We start from the raw sequence: 17,244 nt of genomic DNA, 5'->3' as shown, positions 1-17,244 counted from the left end.
GGTGAGATCGAGTCGGTGCTGCTCGCGACGCCGGGCGTGACGCAGGCCGTCGTCCTGGTCCGCGACGATCGCGGCGTGGGCGAGCGCCTGGTCGCCTACGTGGTGACGGACGGGCCGGTCGATGTGACGGCGGTGCGTGACGCGGTGGCCCAGCGGCTTCCCGGCTATATGGTGCCGCGAGAGGTCGTGGTGCTGGACCGGTTCCCCGTGAACGCGTCCGGCAAGCTGGACCGATCGGCGCTGCCCGCGCCCACCGTCGCCGCCGCGGCGTTCGAGGAGCCGAGCGGGGAAGCGGAAAAGCTGGTCGCCGCCACGTTCTCGGCCCTGCTCGGCAGCTCCGAGGTCGGAGCGGACGACGATTTCTTCGCCCTGGGCGGCAACTCGCTCAGCGCCACCCAGCTCGCCGCCCGGCTGGGCAAGGCCACCGGGGCCGAGGTGGCGGTACGCACGATCTTCGACGCGCCGACGGTGCGGGCGCTGGCGCGGCGGATCACCGTCGACGCTCCGGCCGAGACCGGGCCCGTCGCGTTACCGCCGCTCACCCCGCAGGAGCGCGGCGGGTCCATCCCGCTGTCGATCGCCCAGCAGCGCATGTGGTTTTTGAACCGGTTCGACACCACTAGCGGCGCGTACAACATCCCGTTCGCGTTGCGCCTTACGGGAGCGCTGAACGTGCCCGCCCTGGAGGCGGCGATCGCCGACGTGATCGCCCGGCACGAAACCCTGCGCACGATCTACCCCGAACACGACGGCGGCGCGACGCAGCTGGTGCTCCCCGCCGGGACCAAGCTGGTCGAACTGGTCGCACGGCCGGTGCCCGCCGCGCAGGTGCCGGAAATCGTCGCCGCCGCGGCGCGAGCCGGGTTCGACGTGACCGCCGAGGTGCCGCTGCGCGTGCGGCTGCTGCGGGTGGAGGACGACGCGGCCGCAGGCGCACATCGAGTGCACGTCCTGCTGTTCGTCGTGCACCACATCGCCGCCGACGGGTGGTCGTTCGCGCCGCTCACCCGGGACCTGGCCAACGCTTACGTCGCGCGGTGCGCGGGCACGGCTCCGGCGCCGGGAGCGCTGCCGGTGCAGTACGCCGACTTCGCGATCTGGCAGCGCGCCGCGCTCGGCTCCGCCGACGATCCGGCTTCGGCGCTGGCAGGTCAGCTGGCCTACTGGACCGAGCGGCTGGCCGGGCTGCCCGACGTGCTGACGCTCCCGTCCGACCGGCCCCGCCCCGCGGTCGCCACCAACCGGGGCGGCGCGCTGACCGCACGGCTCGACGCCGCCCTGCACGAGCGGATCCAGGAACTCGCCGCCGCCCACCGCGCGACCCCGTTCATGGTGCTGCACACCGCGCTGGCCGTGCTGCTGAGCCGCTCCGGCGCTGGCCGCGACGTCGTCATCGGCGCTCCGGTCGCCGGCCGCGGCGAGGAAGCGCTGGACGAGCTGGTCGGCATGTTCGTCAACACGCTGGTGCTGCGCACCGAGGTCGATCCGGGTGCGACCCTGGCCGAGTTGCTGGAGTCGGTGCGCGCGGCCGACCTGGCCGCCTTCGACCACGCCGCGGTGCCGTTCGAGCAGCTGGTCGAGGTGGTGAACCCGGTCCGCTCGCAGGCGCACGCCCCGCTGTATCAGGTCGCGCTGACCTTGCAGAACCAGACCGCGCCGGAGTTCCGGCTGCACCGGCTGGCCATCGCGGCGCTGGAGGTGGGCGCCGCGCCGATCCAGCTCGACCTGGACTGGACGCTGACCGACCGCTACACCGCCGACGGCGCGCCCGACGGCATCGACGTGCACCTGCACTACGCGCTCGACCTGTTCGACGAACCGACCGTCGCCGGGTTCATCGCCGCCTTCGAACGGGTATTGCGCGCCATGGCGCGCGACGCCCGCACCCCGGTCGGCGCGGTCGAGCTGATGTCGCCGGCCGAACGCGGCCTGCTGCTGTCGGATCGCAACGCCACCGCGCACCCGCTGCCCGCAGAGACGCTCGACGACCTGCTCACCGCCCGCGTCGCGGCCACGCCCGACCGCGTCGGCGTGCGCTACGAGCACGAAGCGGTGACCTACGCCGAGTTCGCCTCCCGCGTCAACCGCTTGGCCCGCAGGCTGATTCACGCCGGTGCCGGCCCGGAGGACATCGTCGGGCTGGCCGCGGCGCGCTCGATCGACATGCTCGTGGCGATGTACGCGATCGTGCGCGCGGGGGCGGCGTATCTGCCGATCGATCCGGCGCATCCGGCCGACCGCTCGGCGCAGGTCGTCGCGAGCGCGGCGCCGCGGCTGATCCTGACGGCCGGTGGGGCGAGGCTGCCCGCGCTCGACGGGGTGCCCGTGCTCGATCTCGCCGATCTCGACCTCGACGACATCGCCGACGGACCGGTGGCCGATGCCGAGCGGACGGCCGCGCTGCGCCCGGACAACACCGCCTATGTGTTGTTCACCTCCGGCTCCACCGGACGGCCCAAGGGCGTCGCGGTCACCCACCGCGCGATCACCAACCAGCTGCGCTGGCTGGAATTCCGCTACCAGGTCACCGCGTCCGACCGCATCCTGCAACGGGCCCCGCTGACCTTCGACGTGTCGGTGTGGGAGTGCTTCCTACCGATCGCGGTCGGCGCGCCGCTGGTGCTCGCAAGGCCCGGCGGGCACCTGGACCTGGCCTACTTCGCGGATCTGCTGCGCGAACACCGGATCACCATCGCGGAGTACGTGCCCTCGGTGCTGGCCGCGCTGCTCGGCGAGGGCATGGGCGACGCGCTGCGGTCGTTCCGGCACCTGCACTGCGGCGGCGAGGCGCTCACTCCGGACCTGCTCGCCGCGCTGCGCGGCAGTTTCGACGGCGCGGTGCACAACGCCTACGGTCCGACCGAGGCCGCGATCTCGGCGATCTACCACGAATTCACCGACGCCGACGCCGAATCCGGGCGGGACGTGGCCATCGGCCGCCCGTGCTGGAACACCAGGGCCTACGTGCTGGACGCCCGGCTGCGCCCGGTGCCGATCGGCGTCACCGGCGAGCTGTATCTCGCGGGCGACCAGTTGGCGCGCGGCTACCACGCCCGCCCAGGGCTGACCGCGCAACGATTCGTCGCCGATCCGTTCGGGGTGCCCGGCCGAATGATGTACCGGACCGGCGACCTGGCGCGCTGGAACCGCGACGGCGATCTGGTGTATCTGGGCCGCAACGACTTCCAGGTGAAGTTGCGCGGCCAGCGGATCGAGCTGGGCGAGATCGAGGCCGTCCTCGCCGCCGCGACCGGCGTGACCAACGCGGCGGTGCTCGTCACCCGCGACGGCGCGGGACAGGAATGTCTCGTCGGTTACGTCACCGGTGCGGGCCTGACGCCCGAGGCGGTGCTCGGCGCGGCGCGGGCCCAGCTGCCCGCCTACATGGTGCCCGCCCACATCGCCGTGCTCGACGAGATGCCGTTGACCACGGTGGGCAAACTCGATCGGTCGGCGCTGCCCGCCGTCGAGTTCACCGCCGCGACGGGGGCGTTCCGCGCGCCGCGGGAGGGGACCGAGGCGGTGCTCGCCACGCTGGTCACCGACCTGACCGGCGCGGAGCGGGTCGGCGCGGACGACGACTTCTTCGCCCGCGGCGGGAATTCGCTGCTGGCCATGCGGCTGATCGCGCGGGTCAACGCGGCTTTCGGGTGCGCGCTGACCGTGCGCGAGGTGTTCGAAACGCCGACCGTCGCCGGGCTGGCCTCGCGAGTGACGGGATCGGAACGGGTGGACGTCGACCGGCCCGCGCTCGTTCCGCGAGAGCGGCCCGAGCGCATCCCGTTGTCGCTGGCGCAGACCCGGATGTGGCTGCTGCACCGGCTCGATCCCGACTCGGCGGTCTACCACATCCCGATCACCATCCGGCTCACCGGCGCGTTGGACCTCGCGGCATTGCGCGCGGCCGTGCGCGACGTGATCGAGCGGCACGAATCGCTGCGCACCGTCTTCCCCGCGGATGCCGACGGGCCCGCCCAGGTCGTTCGCGGCGGCGCGGATGTGCCCGAACTGCCGTTGCCGCCGATCGAGGTGGACGAGCCGAACCTGCGGGAGGCGGTGCTCACGGCGATCGGCGCGAGTTTCGACCTGCGCACCGCTGTTCCGGTGCGCGCGAGCCTGTTCCGCGTCGCCCCCGAAGATCATGTGCTTGCCGTGGTGGTGCACCACATCGCCGCCGACGGCGTCTCCGCCGCGCCGCTGGCCCGCGACCTCATGACGGCCTACACCGCGCGCGTCGCGGGTGATGCGCCGTCGTGGCCGCCGCTGCCCGTGCAGTACGCCGACTTCACCCTTTGGCAGCGCGAGGCGCTCGGTTCCGCCGACGACCCGGATTCGCCGCTGTCGCGCCAGATCGCCTACTGGAGAGCCGAACTCGACGGCCTCGCGCCGGTGCTGGAACTGCCCGCCGACCGTCCCCGCCCAGCGGTGGCCTCTGGGCGCGGCGCCACCGTCGAGTTCGCGATCCCCGCCGATCTCACCGGCTCGATCGCCGAACTCGCCCGTCGGCACGGCGTCTCGACGTTCATGGTGCTGCACGCGGCCTACGCCGCGCTGCTCGCCCGCCTCACCGGGGTCGGCGATGTCGCGATCGGCACTCCCGTCGCGGGCCGAGGCGAGGCCGAACTCGACGACCTCGTCGGCATGTTCGTCAACACCCTGGTGCTGCGCACGCCGATCGCGGCGGACGCGTCGTTCGCCGCGTTGCTCGGCCGGGTGCGCGAGGTCGACGTGCGGGCCTTCGCCCACGCCGACCTGCCGTTCGAGCGTCTGGTCGAGGAGCTGAACCCGGTGCGCTCGCAAGCGCATTCGCCGCTGGTGCAGACGTTGCTCACCTTCGAGCAGCACGACGACACCGCGCTGCGCCTGCCCGGTCTGACGGTGTCGGCCTATCCGCTGGACAACCGCGTCGCGCAGTTCGACTTGGCGGTGGAACTGACCGAACACCGCGTCGAGACCGGCTACGCGCTGCGCGGCGTGCTGCGATACGCCACGGACCTGTTCGACCGCGCCACCGTCGAGACGTTCGGGGCTCGTTTCACGCGCGTGCTGCGGGCCGCGGTGGCCGACCCGTCGGCGCGCGTCGGCGACCTCGAACTCATGGACGACGCCGAACGGGCGCTGGTGCTCGACCACTGGAACGACACCGCGGTCCCCGCCGACCCGGCCGCCACGCTGATCTCGCTGTTCGAAGCCCAGGTGGCCAGGACTCCGGACGCGCCGGCGGTGACGGTGGAGGGGCGCACCCTGTCCTACGCCGAGTTCGCGGCGCGGGCGCGGCGGCTGGCGCGCTGGCTGGCCGCCCATGGCGTCGGCCCGGACACGCCGGTCGCGCTCGGCATGCGACGGTCGCTGGACCTGGTGGTCGGCGTCTACGCGGTGATCGTCGCGGGCGGCGCGTACGTCCCGCTCGACCCCGACCATCCGGCCGAGCGGCTGGAGTACGTGCTGTCGACCGCCAGGCCGGTGTGTGTGCTCACCTCCGGCCTCGATCTGGACACGGGAGCGGCGCGGCAGGTCCGCATCGACCGGCTCGATCTGTCCCGCTACTGCGACGACCCGCTCACCGCCACCGACCGGCTCGGCACGCCCGCCCCCGGCCACACCGCGTATGTGATCTTCACCTCAGGATCGACCGGCCGCCCCAAAGGCGTGGCCGTCACCCACGCGGCGATCGTGAATCGCCTCACCTGGATGCAGTCGGCCTATCCGCTGGCCGCCGACGATGTGGTGCTACAGAAGACCCCGGCCACCTTCGATGTCTCCGTCTGGGAATTTTTCTGGCCGTTGGCTTTCGGCGCACGCTTGGTGGTCGCACGTCCAGATGGGCATCGCGACCCGGCGTATCTGGCCCGGCTGATCGTCGGGCAACGCGTCACGATCGCGCACTTCGTACCCGCCATGCTGGCGGTTTTCCTGGCCGATCCGCACACAGAAAAGTGCATTACGCTGCGCAACGTCTTCGCATCGGGCGAGGCATTGCCCGCGGTCGCCGCGCAGCGGGCGCGAGAGGTGATCGGAGCGCGGGTGCACAACCTGTACGGCCCTACCGAGGCCGCCGTCGACGTCACCTATCACGAGGTGACCGATCGGGACGTGGTGTCCGTGCCGATCGGCAGGCCGGTGGCCAACACCCGCCTGCTGGTGCTGGACGCCCGGATGCGGCCGGTGCCCGTCGGCGTCGCGGGGGAGCTGTACCTCGCGGGCGCGCAACTGGCCCAGGGGTATGTGGCGCGCCCGGAGCTGACCGCCGACCGGTTCGTGGCCGATCCGTACGGGCCCGCCGGTGCGCGGATGTACCGCACGGGTGATCTGGTCCGCTGGACGGGCCGAGGGGAGCTGGAGTACCTGGGCCGGACGGACTTCCAGGTGAAGCTGCGCGGCCTGCGCATCGAGCCCGGCGAGGTGGAGTCGGCGCTGCTGGCGCTGGACGCGGTCGCGCAGGCGGTGGTGCTGGTCCGTTCCGACGGGCGGCTGGGCGATCGGCTCGTGGCCTACCTGGTGGCGTCGGACCGCCACGCGATCGACACCGATGACGTGCGCGCCGCGCTTAGCGCCGAGTTGCCCGCCTATATGGTGCCCACCTCGTTCGTGGTGCTCGAGCGGTTCCCGGTCAACGCGTCCGGCAAGCTGGACCGCGCGGCGCTGCCCGCACCGCAGGTCGCGACCGCTGGTTACCGGGCTCCGGCCACGCGCACCGAGGCGACCGTCGCGCGGATCGTCGTGGCGCTGCTGGGCGTCGAGCGGGTCGGAGCGGACGACGACTTCTTCGCCCTCGGCGGAAACTCCCTGATCGCGACCCAGGTCGCCGCCCGGCTCGGCGCCGAGCTGGACGCCGAGATCCCGGTGCGCCTGCTGTTCGAGGCGCCGACGGTGACCGCGCTGGCCGCGCGCGCCGAACGGCTCGCGGGGACCGGCGGCAAGCCCGCGCTCGCGCCGCGGCCGCGCCCGGAGCGCGTTCCGCTCTCGCCCGCGCAGCAGCGCATGTGGTTCCTCAACCGCTTCGATCCCGCCGAGACCGTGCACAACATAGCGGTGGTGGTGCGGCTCGCCGGCTACCTGGACCAGGACACCCTCGCCGCCGCCGTCGGCGACGTGGTCGCCAGGCACGAGACGCTGCGCACCGTCTACCCCGACCACGAGGGCATCGGCTACCAGCGCGTTCTCGACGTCGATCAGGTGCCCGCGATCCAAGCGCTGGAGGCCGGCGCGCTGCGCGAATTCGTCGCGGTCCCGTTCGACCCGACCGCCGAGGTGCCGCTGCGCATCGGCCTGGTGACGCGGTCGGATCGCGACCACCTGCTGGCCCTGGTGGTGCACCACATCGCGGCAGACGGCTTCTCGATGGGCCCGCTGGCCCGCGATCTCGCCGCCGCCTACGCGGCCCGCGCGACCCGCACCGCCCCGGACTGGACCGAACTCGACCTGCAGTACGCCGACTACGCGCTCTGGCAGCGCGAGGTGCTCGGCGCCGAGGACGACCCCGGCTCCGTGGCCGCGCGCCAGCTGGCGTACTGGCGCGAGACGCTGCGCGCACTGCCCGCCCAGCTCGACCTGCCCGCCGACCGACCGCGCCCCGCCGTCGCCTCGCACGCCGCGGCGAGCACCACCGTGGCGCTTCCGCCGGAAATCGGTGCAGGCATCGCCGACCTGGCCGCGCGCTACGAGGCCACACCGTTCATGGTCGTGCACGCCGCGCTGGCCACCCTGCTGGCCAGGCTGTCCGGCACGGCCGACATCGCGATCGGCGCGCCCGTCGCGGGCCGAGGCGACGCGGCGCTGGACGATCTGGTGGGCATGTTCGTCAACACGCTGGTGCTGCGCGCGGAGGTTCCCGGCTCGGACACCTTCGCCGCCGTGCTGCGCCGGGTGCGCGAACGCGACCTGGACGCCTTCGCCCACGCCGACGTGCCGTTCGAGCGCTTGGTCGAGGTGCTGGACCCGCCGCGCTCGCAGGCCAGGCACCCGCTGTTCCAGATCGCGCTGTTCTTCCAGAATCTCGCGCCGGTCACCCTGGACATGGCCGGTGTCACCGTGACCGAGCACGACATCGACTACGAGACCACGCCGTTCGACCTCCAGCTCACCGTCACCGGTGACGCGCTGCGCTTCACCTACGCCACCGACCTGTTCGACGCGGCCACCGTGGCGACCTTCGGCGCGCGCTTCACCCGCCTGCTCGGCGCGGTCGCCGCCGACCCGGAACAGCTGGTCGGCGACATCGATCTGTTCGGCGCGGGGGAACTGCATCGCGTGGTCACCGAGTGGAACGACTCCGCGCACACCGCGCTGGCCGACGAACTGCTGCTCGACGAGTTCGAGGCGCAGGCCGCCGCGACGCCGGACGACCCGGCGCTGGTGTTCGTGCCCGACAGCGCGACGTCTGCGGTCACCGTGACCTACGGCGAACTCGACCGGCGCGCCAACCGGCTGGCTCGCCACCTGATCGCGACGGGCGCCGGCCCGGAAACGCTGGTGGCGCTGGCGATCCGGCGCGCACCGGAGCTGGTGATCGCGATGTACGCGGTGCTCAAGGCGGGCGGCGCGTACGTGCCGATCGACCCGGATCACCCCGCCCAGCGCATCGCCCACATTCTCGGCACCGCCACGCCCGCGGCCGTGCTCACCACGACGGCCGACCGGATCGATGTCGGCGAATCCGTCGTCACCGTCCTGGTCGACGCCGTCGCCCTGGACGGCTACTCCGACGACCCGATCACCGCCGAGGAGCGTCGCGCGCCGATCCACCCGGACAACCCGGCGTACGTGATCTTCACCAGCGGCTCCACCGGGAAACCCAAGGGCGTCAGCGTGTCGCACGCCGCGATCGTCAACCAGATGACCTGGATGCAGGCGCGGTACGGGCTCACCGCCGAGGACGTGTACCTGCAGAAGACGGCAACCACCTTCGACGTGTCGCTGTGGGGCTACTTCCTGCCGCTGCGCGTCGGCGCCACCCTCGTGCTGGCCGCCCCCGACGGCCATCGCGACCCGGCCTACCTCGCCTCGGTGATCGGCGAAAGACGGGTCACCGTCACCGATTTCGTGCCGTCGATGCTGAGCGTCTTCGCCGGGTACGTCGCCTCCGCAGGGTGCGGCGCCGCGCTCGCGTCGCTGCGGACGGTGTTCCTGATCGGCGAGGCGCTGCCCGCCGAGACCGTGCGGGCATTCGGCGCGGTGAGCGCCGCGCGGCTGCACAACCTGTACGGACCCACCGAAGCGGCGGTGAGCATCACCCACCGCGACGTCACGGGCGACAGCGGCCACACCGCCGTGCCGATCGGCAATCCGGAATGGAACAGCCGGGTCTACGTGCTGGATTCGCGATTGCGCCCGACATTGCCCGGCGTGGCGGGAGAGCTGTACCTCGCGGGTGTCCAGCTCGCGCGCGGCTATCACGGCAGGCCGGACCTCACCGCGGAACGGTTCGTGGCCAACCCGTTCGGCGCGCCGGGCCGGCGGATGTACCGCACCGGCGACCTGGTGCGCTGGCAGATCCGGGGGGACACCGCCGAATTGGTGTACCTGGGCCGCACCGACTTCCAGGTGAAGTTCCGCGGCCAGCGCGTCGAGCTCGGCGAGATCGAGGCCGCGCTCGCGGCCGCGCCAGGGGTGGCGCAGGCGGCGGCACGGGTGGTCACCACCGTCACCGGCGAGGACCACCTGGTCGGTTACGTCACCGCCGAACCGGGAACGGTGGTTCCGGACGCCGAGGTGCTGCGTGCCGCCGAGCGCACGCTGCCGTCGTACATGCTCCCCTCGGCGTTGGTCACGCTGGACGCATTCCCGCTCAACGCCTCCGGCAAACTGGACCGGAAAGCGTTGCCGGACCCGGTCTTCGATCGCGTCGCCTATCTCGCCCCCGTCACCCTGGCCGAACGGCTGGTGGCCGAGGCATTCAAAACAGTGCTCGGCGCCGGGCCGATCGGTGTGGACGACCACTTCTTCGCCCTGGGCGGCAACTCGCTCAGCGCCACCCGCGTCGCGGCCAGGCTGGCCGACCGGCTCGGTCGCCGTGTCCCGGTGCGGCTGCTGTTCGAAGCGCCGACGGTGGGAACGCTGGCCGCGCTGCTCGGCGCGCAGGCCGCCGCGACCGAACAGGCGGTGCCCTTGGTGGCCGGTCCGCGACCGGACCGGATTCCGCTCGCGCCGGTCCAGCGCGGCATGTGGTTCCTCAACCGGCTCGATCCGGCGTCCGCCGCACACAACATCCCGGTCGCGCTGCGCATCGAAGGGGAACTGAACGCCGACGCCATGATCGGCGCGTTCGCCGACGTCGTGGCCAGGCACGAGACCTTGCGCACGGTGTACCCGGCCGACGCTACCGGCGCGGGTCACCAGGTGATCCTGCCCGTGGACGCCGCGGCGGTGCGCTTGACGGTCGAGGCGCTGGACGGTCGCGCCGCCGAGGACCGGATCGCCGAATTCCTCGACGCGGGCTTCGACCTCACCGCCGCCGTTCCGGTGCGCGCGGCGCTGCTGCGGGAACACGCCACCAGTCACGTGCTCGTCGCGGTGGTGCACCACATCGCCGCCGACGGTTACTCGATGAGTCCGCTGCTGCGCGATCTGCTGACGGCCTATCTCTCCCGCGTGCTCGGCACGGAACCGGCCTGGCCCGCGCTCGCCGCCCAGTACGCCGACTACGCCCTGTGGCGGGCCGCCGAGCTGGAAACCACTGCCGCGCCCCAGCTCTCGTATTGGGCCGAGACGCTGCGCGACCTGCCGGGCGAGCTGGAACTGCCCACCGACCGTCCGCGTCCGGCGATCGCGAGCAAGCGCGGCGCGAACGTGCGGGCCAGGATCGGCGGCGGCGTCGTGGGGCGGGTGCGCGAGCTGGCGCTGCGCCACGAGGCGACGCCGTTCATGGTGGTGCACGCCGCCCTCGCCGTCCTGCTGTCGCGGCTGTCGGGCTCCGGCGACGTCCCGATCGGCACTCCGGTGGCCGGACGCGGCGCCGCGCCTCTGGACGACCTGGTCGGCATGTTCGTCAACACCGTGGTGCTGCGCGCCGACGTGCGCGCCGACGAGTCCTTCACCGAACTGCTCACCCGGATCAGGGCCGTCGACCTCGCGGCGTTCGAGCACGCGGGCGTGCCGTTCGATCGGGTGGTGGACTCGCTCGGCGTCGAGCGTTCCCCGGCGCGGCATCCGCTGTTCACCGTGGCGCTGAGCTACCCGAACGCGGCCGCGGACGCCTTCACCGTGCCCGGTCTCGACCTCACCGCCGTCGCATTCGACGAGCCGGTGGCCCGTTTCGACCTGCAATTCACCGTGTCCGCCGAGCCGGATGCCGACGGTCACCTCGCGGTCGAGCTGGACTACGCCACCGACCTGTTCGACGGCGCCACCGCGCGCGCTCTGCTGCGCCGGTTCGGCAGACTGCTCGGCGCGCTCACGGCGCGCCCGGACGCGCCGATCGCCGCCGCCGACCTGCTCGCGCCCGCCGAGCGCGCCGACCTGCTCGGCCGCGGCGGCGACGCGCCGGTGCCGCCGCGCACCCTGGCCGAACTGCTGGCCGCAGCGGTCGCGGTCGATCCGGGCGCGGTCGCGCTGGTCGCGGGCGAGCGGCAGCTGACCTACCGGATGCTGGACGAGCAGTCGTCGCGGCTGGCGCGCATGCTGATCGGGCACGGACTCGGCGCCGAGGACGTGGTGGCCGTCGCGGTGCCGCGCTCGATCACCTCCGTGCTCGCGGTGTGGGCGGTGGCCAAGACCGGCGCCGCGTTCGTCCCGGTCGACCCGACCTATCCGGCCGAGCGGATCGCGCACATGCTGACCGATTCCGGCGCCGCGCTCGGCCTGACGATCGCCACCTGCCGCGCGGCGCTGCCCAGCGACGTGGACTGGCTGGTGCTCGACGCCCCGTCCACCGCCGCGCGGATGCGCCGCAACAGCGGAGCGCCGATCACCGCCGCCGAACAGATCCGTCCCGTCCGGTGCGAGAACCCGGCCTGGATGATCTACACCTCCGGCTCGACCGGGACGCCCAAGGGCGTGGTCGCCACGCACACCGGCCTGGCCGGCGTCGCCCTCGCCCAGCGGGACCGGTACCTGGTCACCGCGGACGCGCGCGTGCTGCACGTGGCCTCGCCCAGCTTCGACGCGTCCATGCTGGAACTGCTGCTGGCCGTCTCCGCGGGGGCGGCGCTGGTGATCGCGCCTCCCGGTGTCTACGGCGGCGCGGAACTCACCGCGCTCATCCGCGATCAGCGGGTGACGCACGCGTTCCTCACCCCGGCCGTCCTGCCCACGCTCGACCCGGCCGAGCTGGACTGCCTGCGGCGGCTCACCGTCGGCGGCGAGTCCTACGGCCAGGACACGGTGCGCCGCTGGGCGCCCGGCCGGTCGTTCCACAACACCTACGGCCCGACCGAGACCACCGTCATCGCGACGATCAGCGCGGCGATGCGGCCCGGCGATCCGCTCGATCTCGGCACGGCGATCCACGGCATGTCCGCCGTGGTGCTGGACGGCGGATTGCGACCCGTCCCGGTGGGCGTCACCGGGGAGCTGTATCTGCGCGGTCCCGGTCTTGCCCGCGGATATCATGCGCGGCCGGGGCTTTCGGCGTCCCGGTTCGTCGCCGATCCCTATGGTCCCGAGGGCGGGCGGCTGTATCGCACCGGAGATCTGGCGCGCTGGACCAGTTCCGGCGCCCTGCGCTATGTCGGGCGTTCCGACCACCAGGTGAAGGTGCGCGGCCTGCGCGTCGAACTCGGTGAGATCGACGCCGTGCTCGCGGCGCACGAGACGGTGCGCACGGCCGTCACGGTCGGACACACCGACGCTGCGGGCGCGGTGTCGCTGGTCGCCTATGTGGTTCCGGCGGAGGGTCACACGATCGACACCGCCGACCTGCTGGCGCATGCCGCCCGCTCGCTCGCCGGGTACATGGTGCCGAGCAGCGTGCTGGTGCTCGACGAGCTGCCCCTGACCCCGGTAGGCAAGCTGGACCGGAAAGCCCTGCCGCGACCCGAGTTCCGCGCCGCCGAGTTCCGCGCCCCCCGCACCGCGACCGAGCGGGCGGTGGCGCGGACGATCGCCGAGGTGCTCGGGCTCGACGGCGGCGTCGGGCTGGACGACGACTTCTTCGCCCGCGGCGGCAACTCGCTGACCGCCACCCAGGTGGCCGCACGGCTCGGTGACCGGCTCTCGGTCGCCGTCGGCGTCCGTGCGGTGTTCGAGCACTCGACGGTCGAAGCGCTGGCCCGCGCGCTGGACGGCTCCGGCGCCTCCGCCCGCGCCGCGCTCACCCGGCGCGCGGTGACCGGCCCCGTGCCGCTGTCGCTCGCCCAGCAGCGCATGTGGTTCCTCAACCGCCTCGATCGGCAGTCCACCGCCTACAACATCCCGCTGGCGGTGCGGCTGACCGGCGAACTGGACGTGGCGGCGCTGAACGCGGCGATCGGGGACGTGGTCGCCCGCCACGACGTGCTGCGCACCGTGTATCCGCTGCACGCGTCCGGCCCGGTGCAGGTCGTCCTGCCCGTCGCGGACTGCACGCCCGTGCTCGCGCCGATCGCGGTGCAGGCCGACGACCTGGCCGCGGCGGTGGCCGACTTCGTCGGCGGCGGCTTCGACGTCACCGAGACCGTCCCGGTCCGCGCCCGCTTGTTCGCTCCGGTCGACGGCGACGCGGCGGGCACCGAGCACGTGCTTGTGGTGGTGGTCCATCACATCGCCGCGGACGGCTCGTCGCTGGCGCCGTTGGCCCGCGATGTCATGACCGCCTACGCCGCACGCAAACGCGGCGTCGCCCCGGACTGGTCACCGCTTCCGGTGCAGTACACCGATTTCAGCGTGTGGCAGCGCGAATCACTCGGCGCGGAGGACGATCCCGATTCGCCGCTGGCGCGGCAGATCCGGTTCTGGACCGAGACGCTGGCCGGTTTGCCCGCGCAACTGAGCCTGCCCGCCGATCGGCCGCGCCCCGCCGTCGTCTCCACGCGCGGCAGGCATGTCGATTTCGCGATCGCGCCCGAGGTGCACACGCGCCTGGCCGATCTCGGCCGCGCCTGCGGTGCGACGCTGTTCATGGTGCTGCACGCGGCGTTCACGGTGCTGCTGGCTCGCCTGTCGGGCGCCTCGGACATCGCGGTGGGCACCCCGGTCGCCGGACGCGGCGCGGCCGAACTCGACGACGTGGTAGGCATGTTCGTCAACACGCTGGTGCTGCGCGCCCGCGTGGACGCGGGCGAGGACTTCACCGGCCTGCTCGCTCGCGTGCGCGCCGCCGACGTCGCGGCCTTCGCGCACGCCGACGTGCCGTTCGAGCGTCTGGTCGAGGTGCTCAACCCGGAGCGCTCCACCGCCCGCCACCCGCTGTTCCAGGTCGGCTTCTCCTTCCACAACCAGGCGGAGGCCGACTTCTCCCTGGACGGATTGACCGCCCACGCGGCCGATTTCGATTCCGAGGTCGCTCAGTTCGACCTGCACTTGATCGTCACCGATCGTTACGGCCCCGACGGAACTCCGGCGGGCATGGCGGCATCGATCACCTACGCCACCGCCCTGTTCGACGAGTCCACGGTGGCCGGTTTCGCCACTCGCCTGCACCGGCTGCTGGACGCGGTCTGCGCGGACCCACGGCTGCCGGTCGGCGATCTCGCGCTGCTGGACCCGGCGGAGACCGAGCGCGTGCTGGTCACCTGGAACCGGGCCGAGCTCGCCTTCGCCCCGGCCACGCTGGTCACCGCGTTCGAGGAGCGGGCGGCCCGGTCGCCGGGGGCCGTCGCGATCGTCGACGACGACGTCACGGTCACCTACCAGGAGTTCGGCGCGCGGGTCAATCGCCTGGCGCGCGTCCTCATCGATCGCGGCATCGGCCCGGAAAAGCTGGTGGCGCTGGCCATTCCGCGCAGCGTAGACCTGCTCGTCGCGATGTACGCGGTGGTGACTGCCGGTGGCGCGTACGTGCCGCTGGATCCGGCGCATCCGCTGGAACGCACCGCGAGCGTGCTGGCCGCCGCCGCGCCGCAGCTGGTGCTCACCTCGGCGCGGGCGCCGATGCTGCCCGCGACGGCGTCGGAGCACAGCGTGGTGCTCGACATCTCGGCCGTCGCCGACACCGTGCCCGACGGCCCGGTGCGCGATGCCGAACGGATCGCCGCGCTCTCGCCCGCCGATACCGCCTACGTCATCTTCACTTCCGGTTCGACCGGCGCGCCGAAGGGCGTCGCGGTGCCGCACGCTGCGGTCGCGCACCAGCTGGACTGGATGCAGTCGGAGTACGCGCTCGGCAAGGACGACGCGGTGCTGGTGCTGACCTCCGCCGCCTTCGACCTGTCGGTGTGGGAGTACTGGTGGGCGCCGCGCACCGGAGCCCGGCTCGTGCTCGCGCCCCAGGACGCGCAGCGTGATCCGGCGGGGTTGCTCGATCTGGTGCGCCGCGCGTCGGTGACGACGCTGACGCTGGTGCCTTCGCTGCTGGCGATGCTGGCCGAAGCGCCCGGCGAGCGCCGCCTGCCGCGTTCGCTGCGCCGGCTGCTGGTCATCGGCGAGGCGTTGCCCGCCGCGACCCTGCGGCGGGCCGAGGCGCGCACCGCGGCCAGGATCGACAACCTCTACGGCCCCACCGAGGCCGCGGTGTCGGTGACCCGGTTCCGTACCGCCGCGGGCGTCCGGCAAGCGCTGGCACCCATCGGCACACCGCAATCCGGCAATCGGGTCTACGTCCTCGACGACCGTTTGCACCCGGTGCCCGCCGGGGTGACCGGCGAGCTGTATCTCGGCGGCGCGCAACTGGCTCGCGGCTACCACGGCGGCGCCGCGCTCACCGCGGAGCGGTTCGTGGCCGACCCGTTCGGACCGCAGGGCGCCCGCCTGTACCGCACCGGCGACATGGTGCGCTGGTCCGCCGACGGCAACCTCGAGTACGTCGAGCGGCGCGACTTCCAGGTGAAGATCCGGGGCTACCGCATCGAACTCGCCGAGATCGAGCACGCCATGCGCTCGCTGCCGGAGATCGGCGACGCGATCGTCGTCGCCTACGCCACCGACGGCGCGAACGCCGTGCTGGCAGGCTATTTCACCGCCGCGCAGCGGCTCGAGCCGAGCGCGTTGCGCGCCGCGCTGGCCGATGTCCTGCCCAGCTACATGGTGCCCGCCGCGCTGCGGCAATTGGAGACCTTGCCGCTCACCGCGAACGGCAAGGTCGACCGCGCCGCCCTGCCACGGCCCGAAACGCACGCCAGGGAATTCCGCGCCCCCGGTACCGACTTGGAGCGTGCCGTGTGCGCGGGCTTCGCCGAAGTGCTCGCCGCCGAGCGAGTCGGCCTGGACGACAACTTCTTCGAGCTCGGCGGCAACTCGCTGCTGGCCACCCGCTCGGCCGCCCGGCTGAGCGCGGCGCTCGGCGAACAGATCCCGGTGCTGTGGCTGTTCGCCGCGCCGACGCCCGCCCGCCTGATCGCCCAGCTGGAGCAGCACCGGTCCGGTCGCGGCCGGGTGGACGCGGCAGCCGCGTTCGACGTCGTGCTTCCGCTGCGGACCGGCGGCGCGCGCGAACCGCTGTTCTGCATCCATCCGGCAGGCGGTGTCGCGTGGTCGTTCGCGGGTCTCGCGGCGCACTTGGAGCAGGACCGCGACGTGTACGGCATCCAGTCGCCGGTGCTGAACTCGGCGGCGGCGCTGCCGGAATCCATCGACGACTGGGCGAGCCGCTACGTGCGCGAGATCCGCGCCGTGCAGCCCGATGGCCCGTATCACCTGCTCGGCTGGTCGCTCGGCGGCGTACTCGCGCACGCGGTCGCGGTGCGGCTGCAAGAGCAGGGCCAGCGGGTCGCGGTGCTGGCCATGATGGACAGCTCGCTGCGCGTCCCCATGGACACGGCAGCGGCATTGCCGCTCGCCGACCTGCTCGGCGGGTTGCTCGGCGAGGCGGCCGACGACCAGGACGCCGAACTCGACCTGCCCCGCTTGGCCCGCAGGATCGCCGACCTGCCCGAGCCGTTCGCCTCCTTCGGCGCCGACCGCCTCGACCGTGTGCTCGGCGCGGGCGCCAGGTCACTCGAGTTGATCCGGCGCTACCGCCCCCGCCCCTACAAGGGCAACCTCGTGTACTTCACCGCCGCGCTGGACGATCCCACCGGCGCCGCGGGCGCGGCGAGCTGGGCGGACGCCGTGGACGGCACCGTGCACAACCACGCGGTGCACGCCTCGCACTGGCGGATGACCTCCGAATCCGCGCTGGCGCGCATCGGCCACGTCCTCACCGCCGCGCTGGCCGACACCGACCGCCCCTAG

General features: G+C 72.9%; 1 protein-coding gene (cut by a window edge). It reads left to right on the top strand.

Translation table 11 applies throughout. The features are described from left to right. Window positions 1-17,244 carry the 3' portion of a non-ribosomal peptide synthetase gene (locus tag U3653_RS19700; protein ID WP_195078285.1) on the top strand. It extends 8,091 nt beyond the left edge of the window, so 17,244 of the gene's 25,335 nt are visible here — the last part of the coding sequence; its start codon lies off the left edge, out of view; its stop codon occupies window positions 17,242-17,244.

This window comes from Nocardia implantans, assembly GCF_035544775.1.
Lineage (GTDB): Bacteria > Actinomycetota > Actinomycetes > Mycobacteriales > Mycobacteriaceae > Nocardia > Nocardia implantans.
Note: the sequence above shows the minus strand (reverse complement) of the source record. Positions and strands in the feature narration are given on the sequence as shown.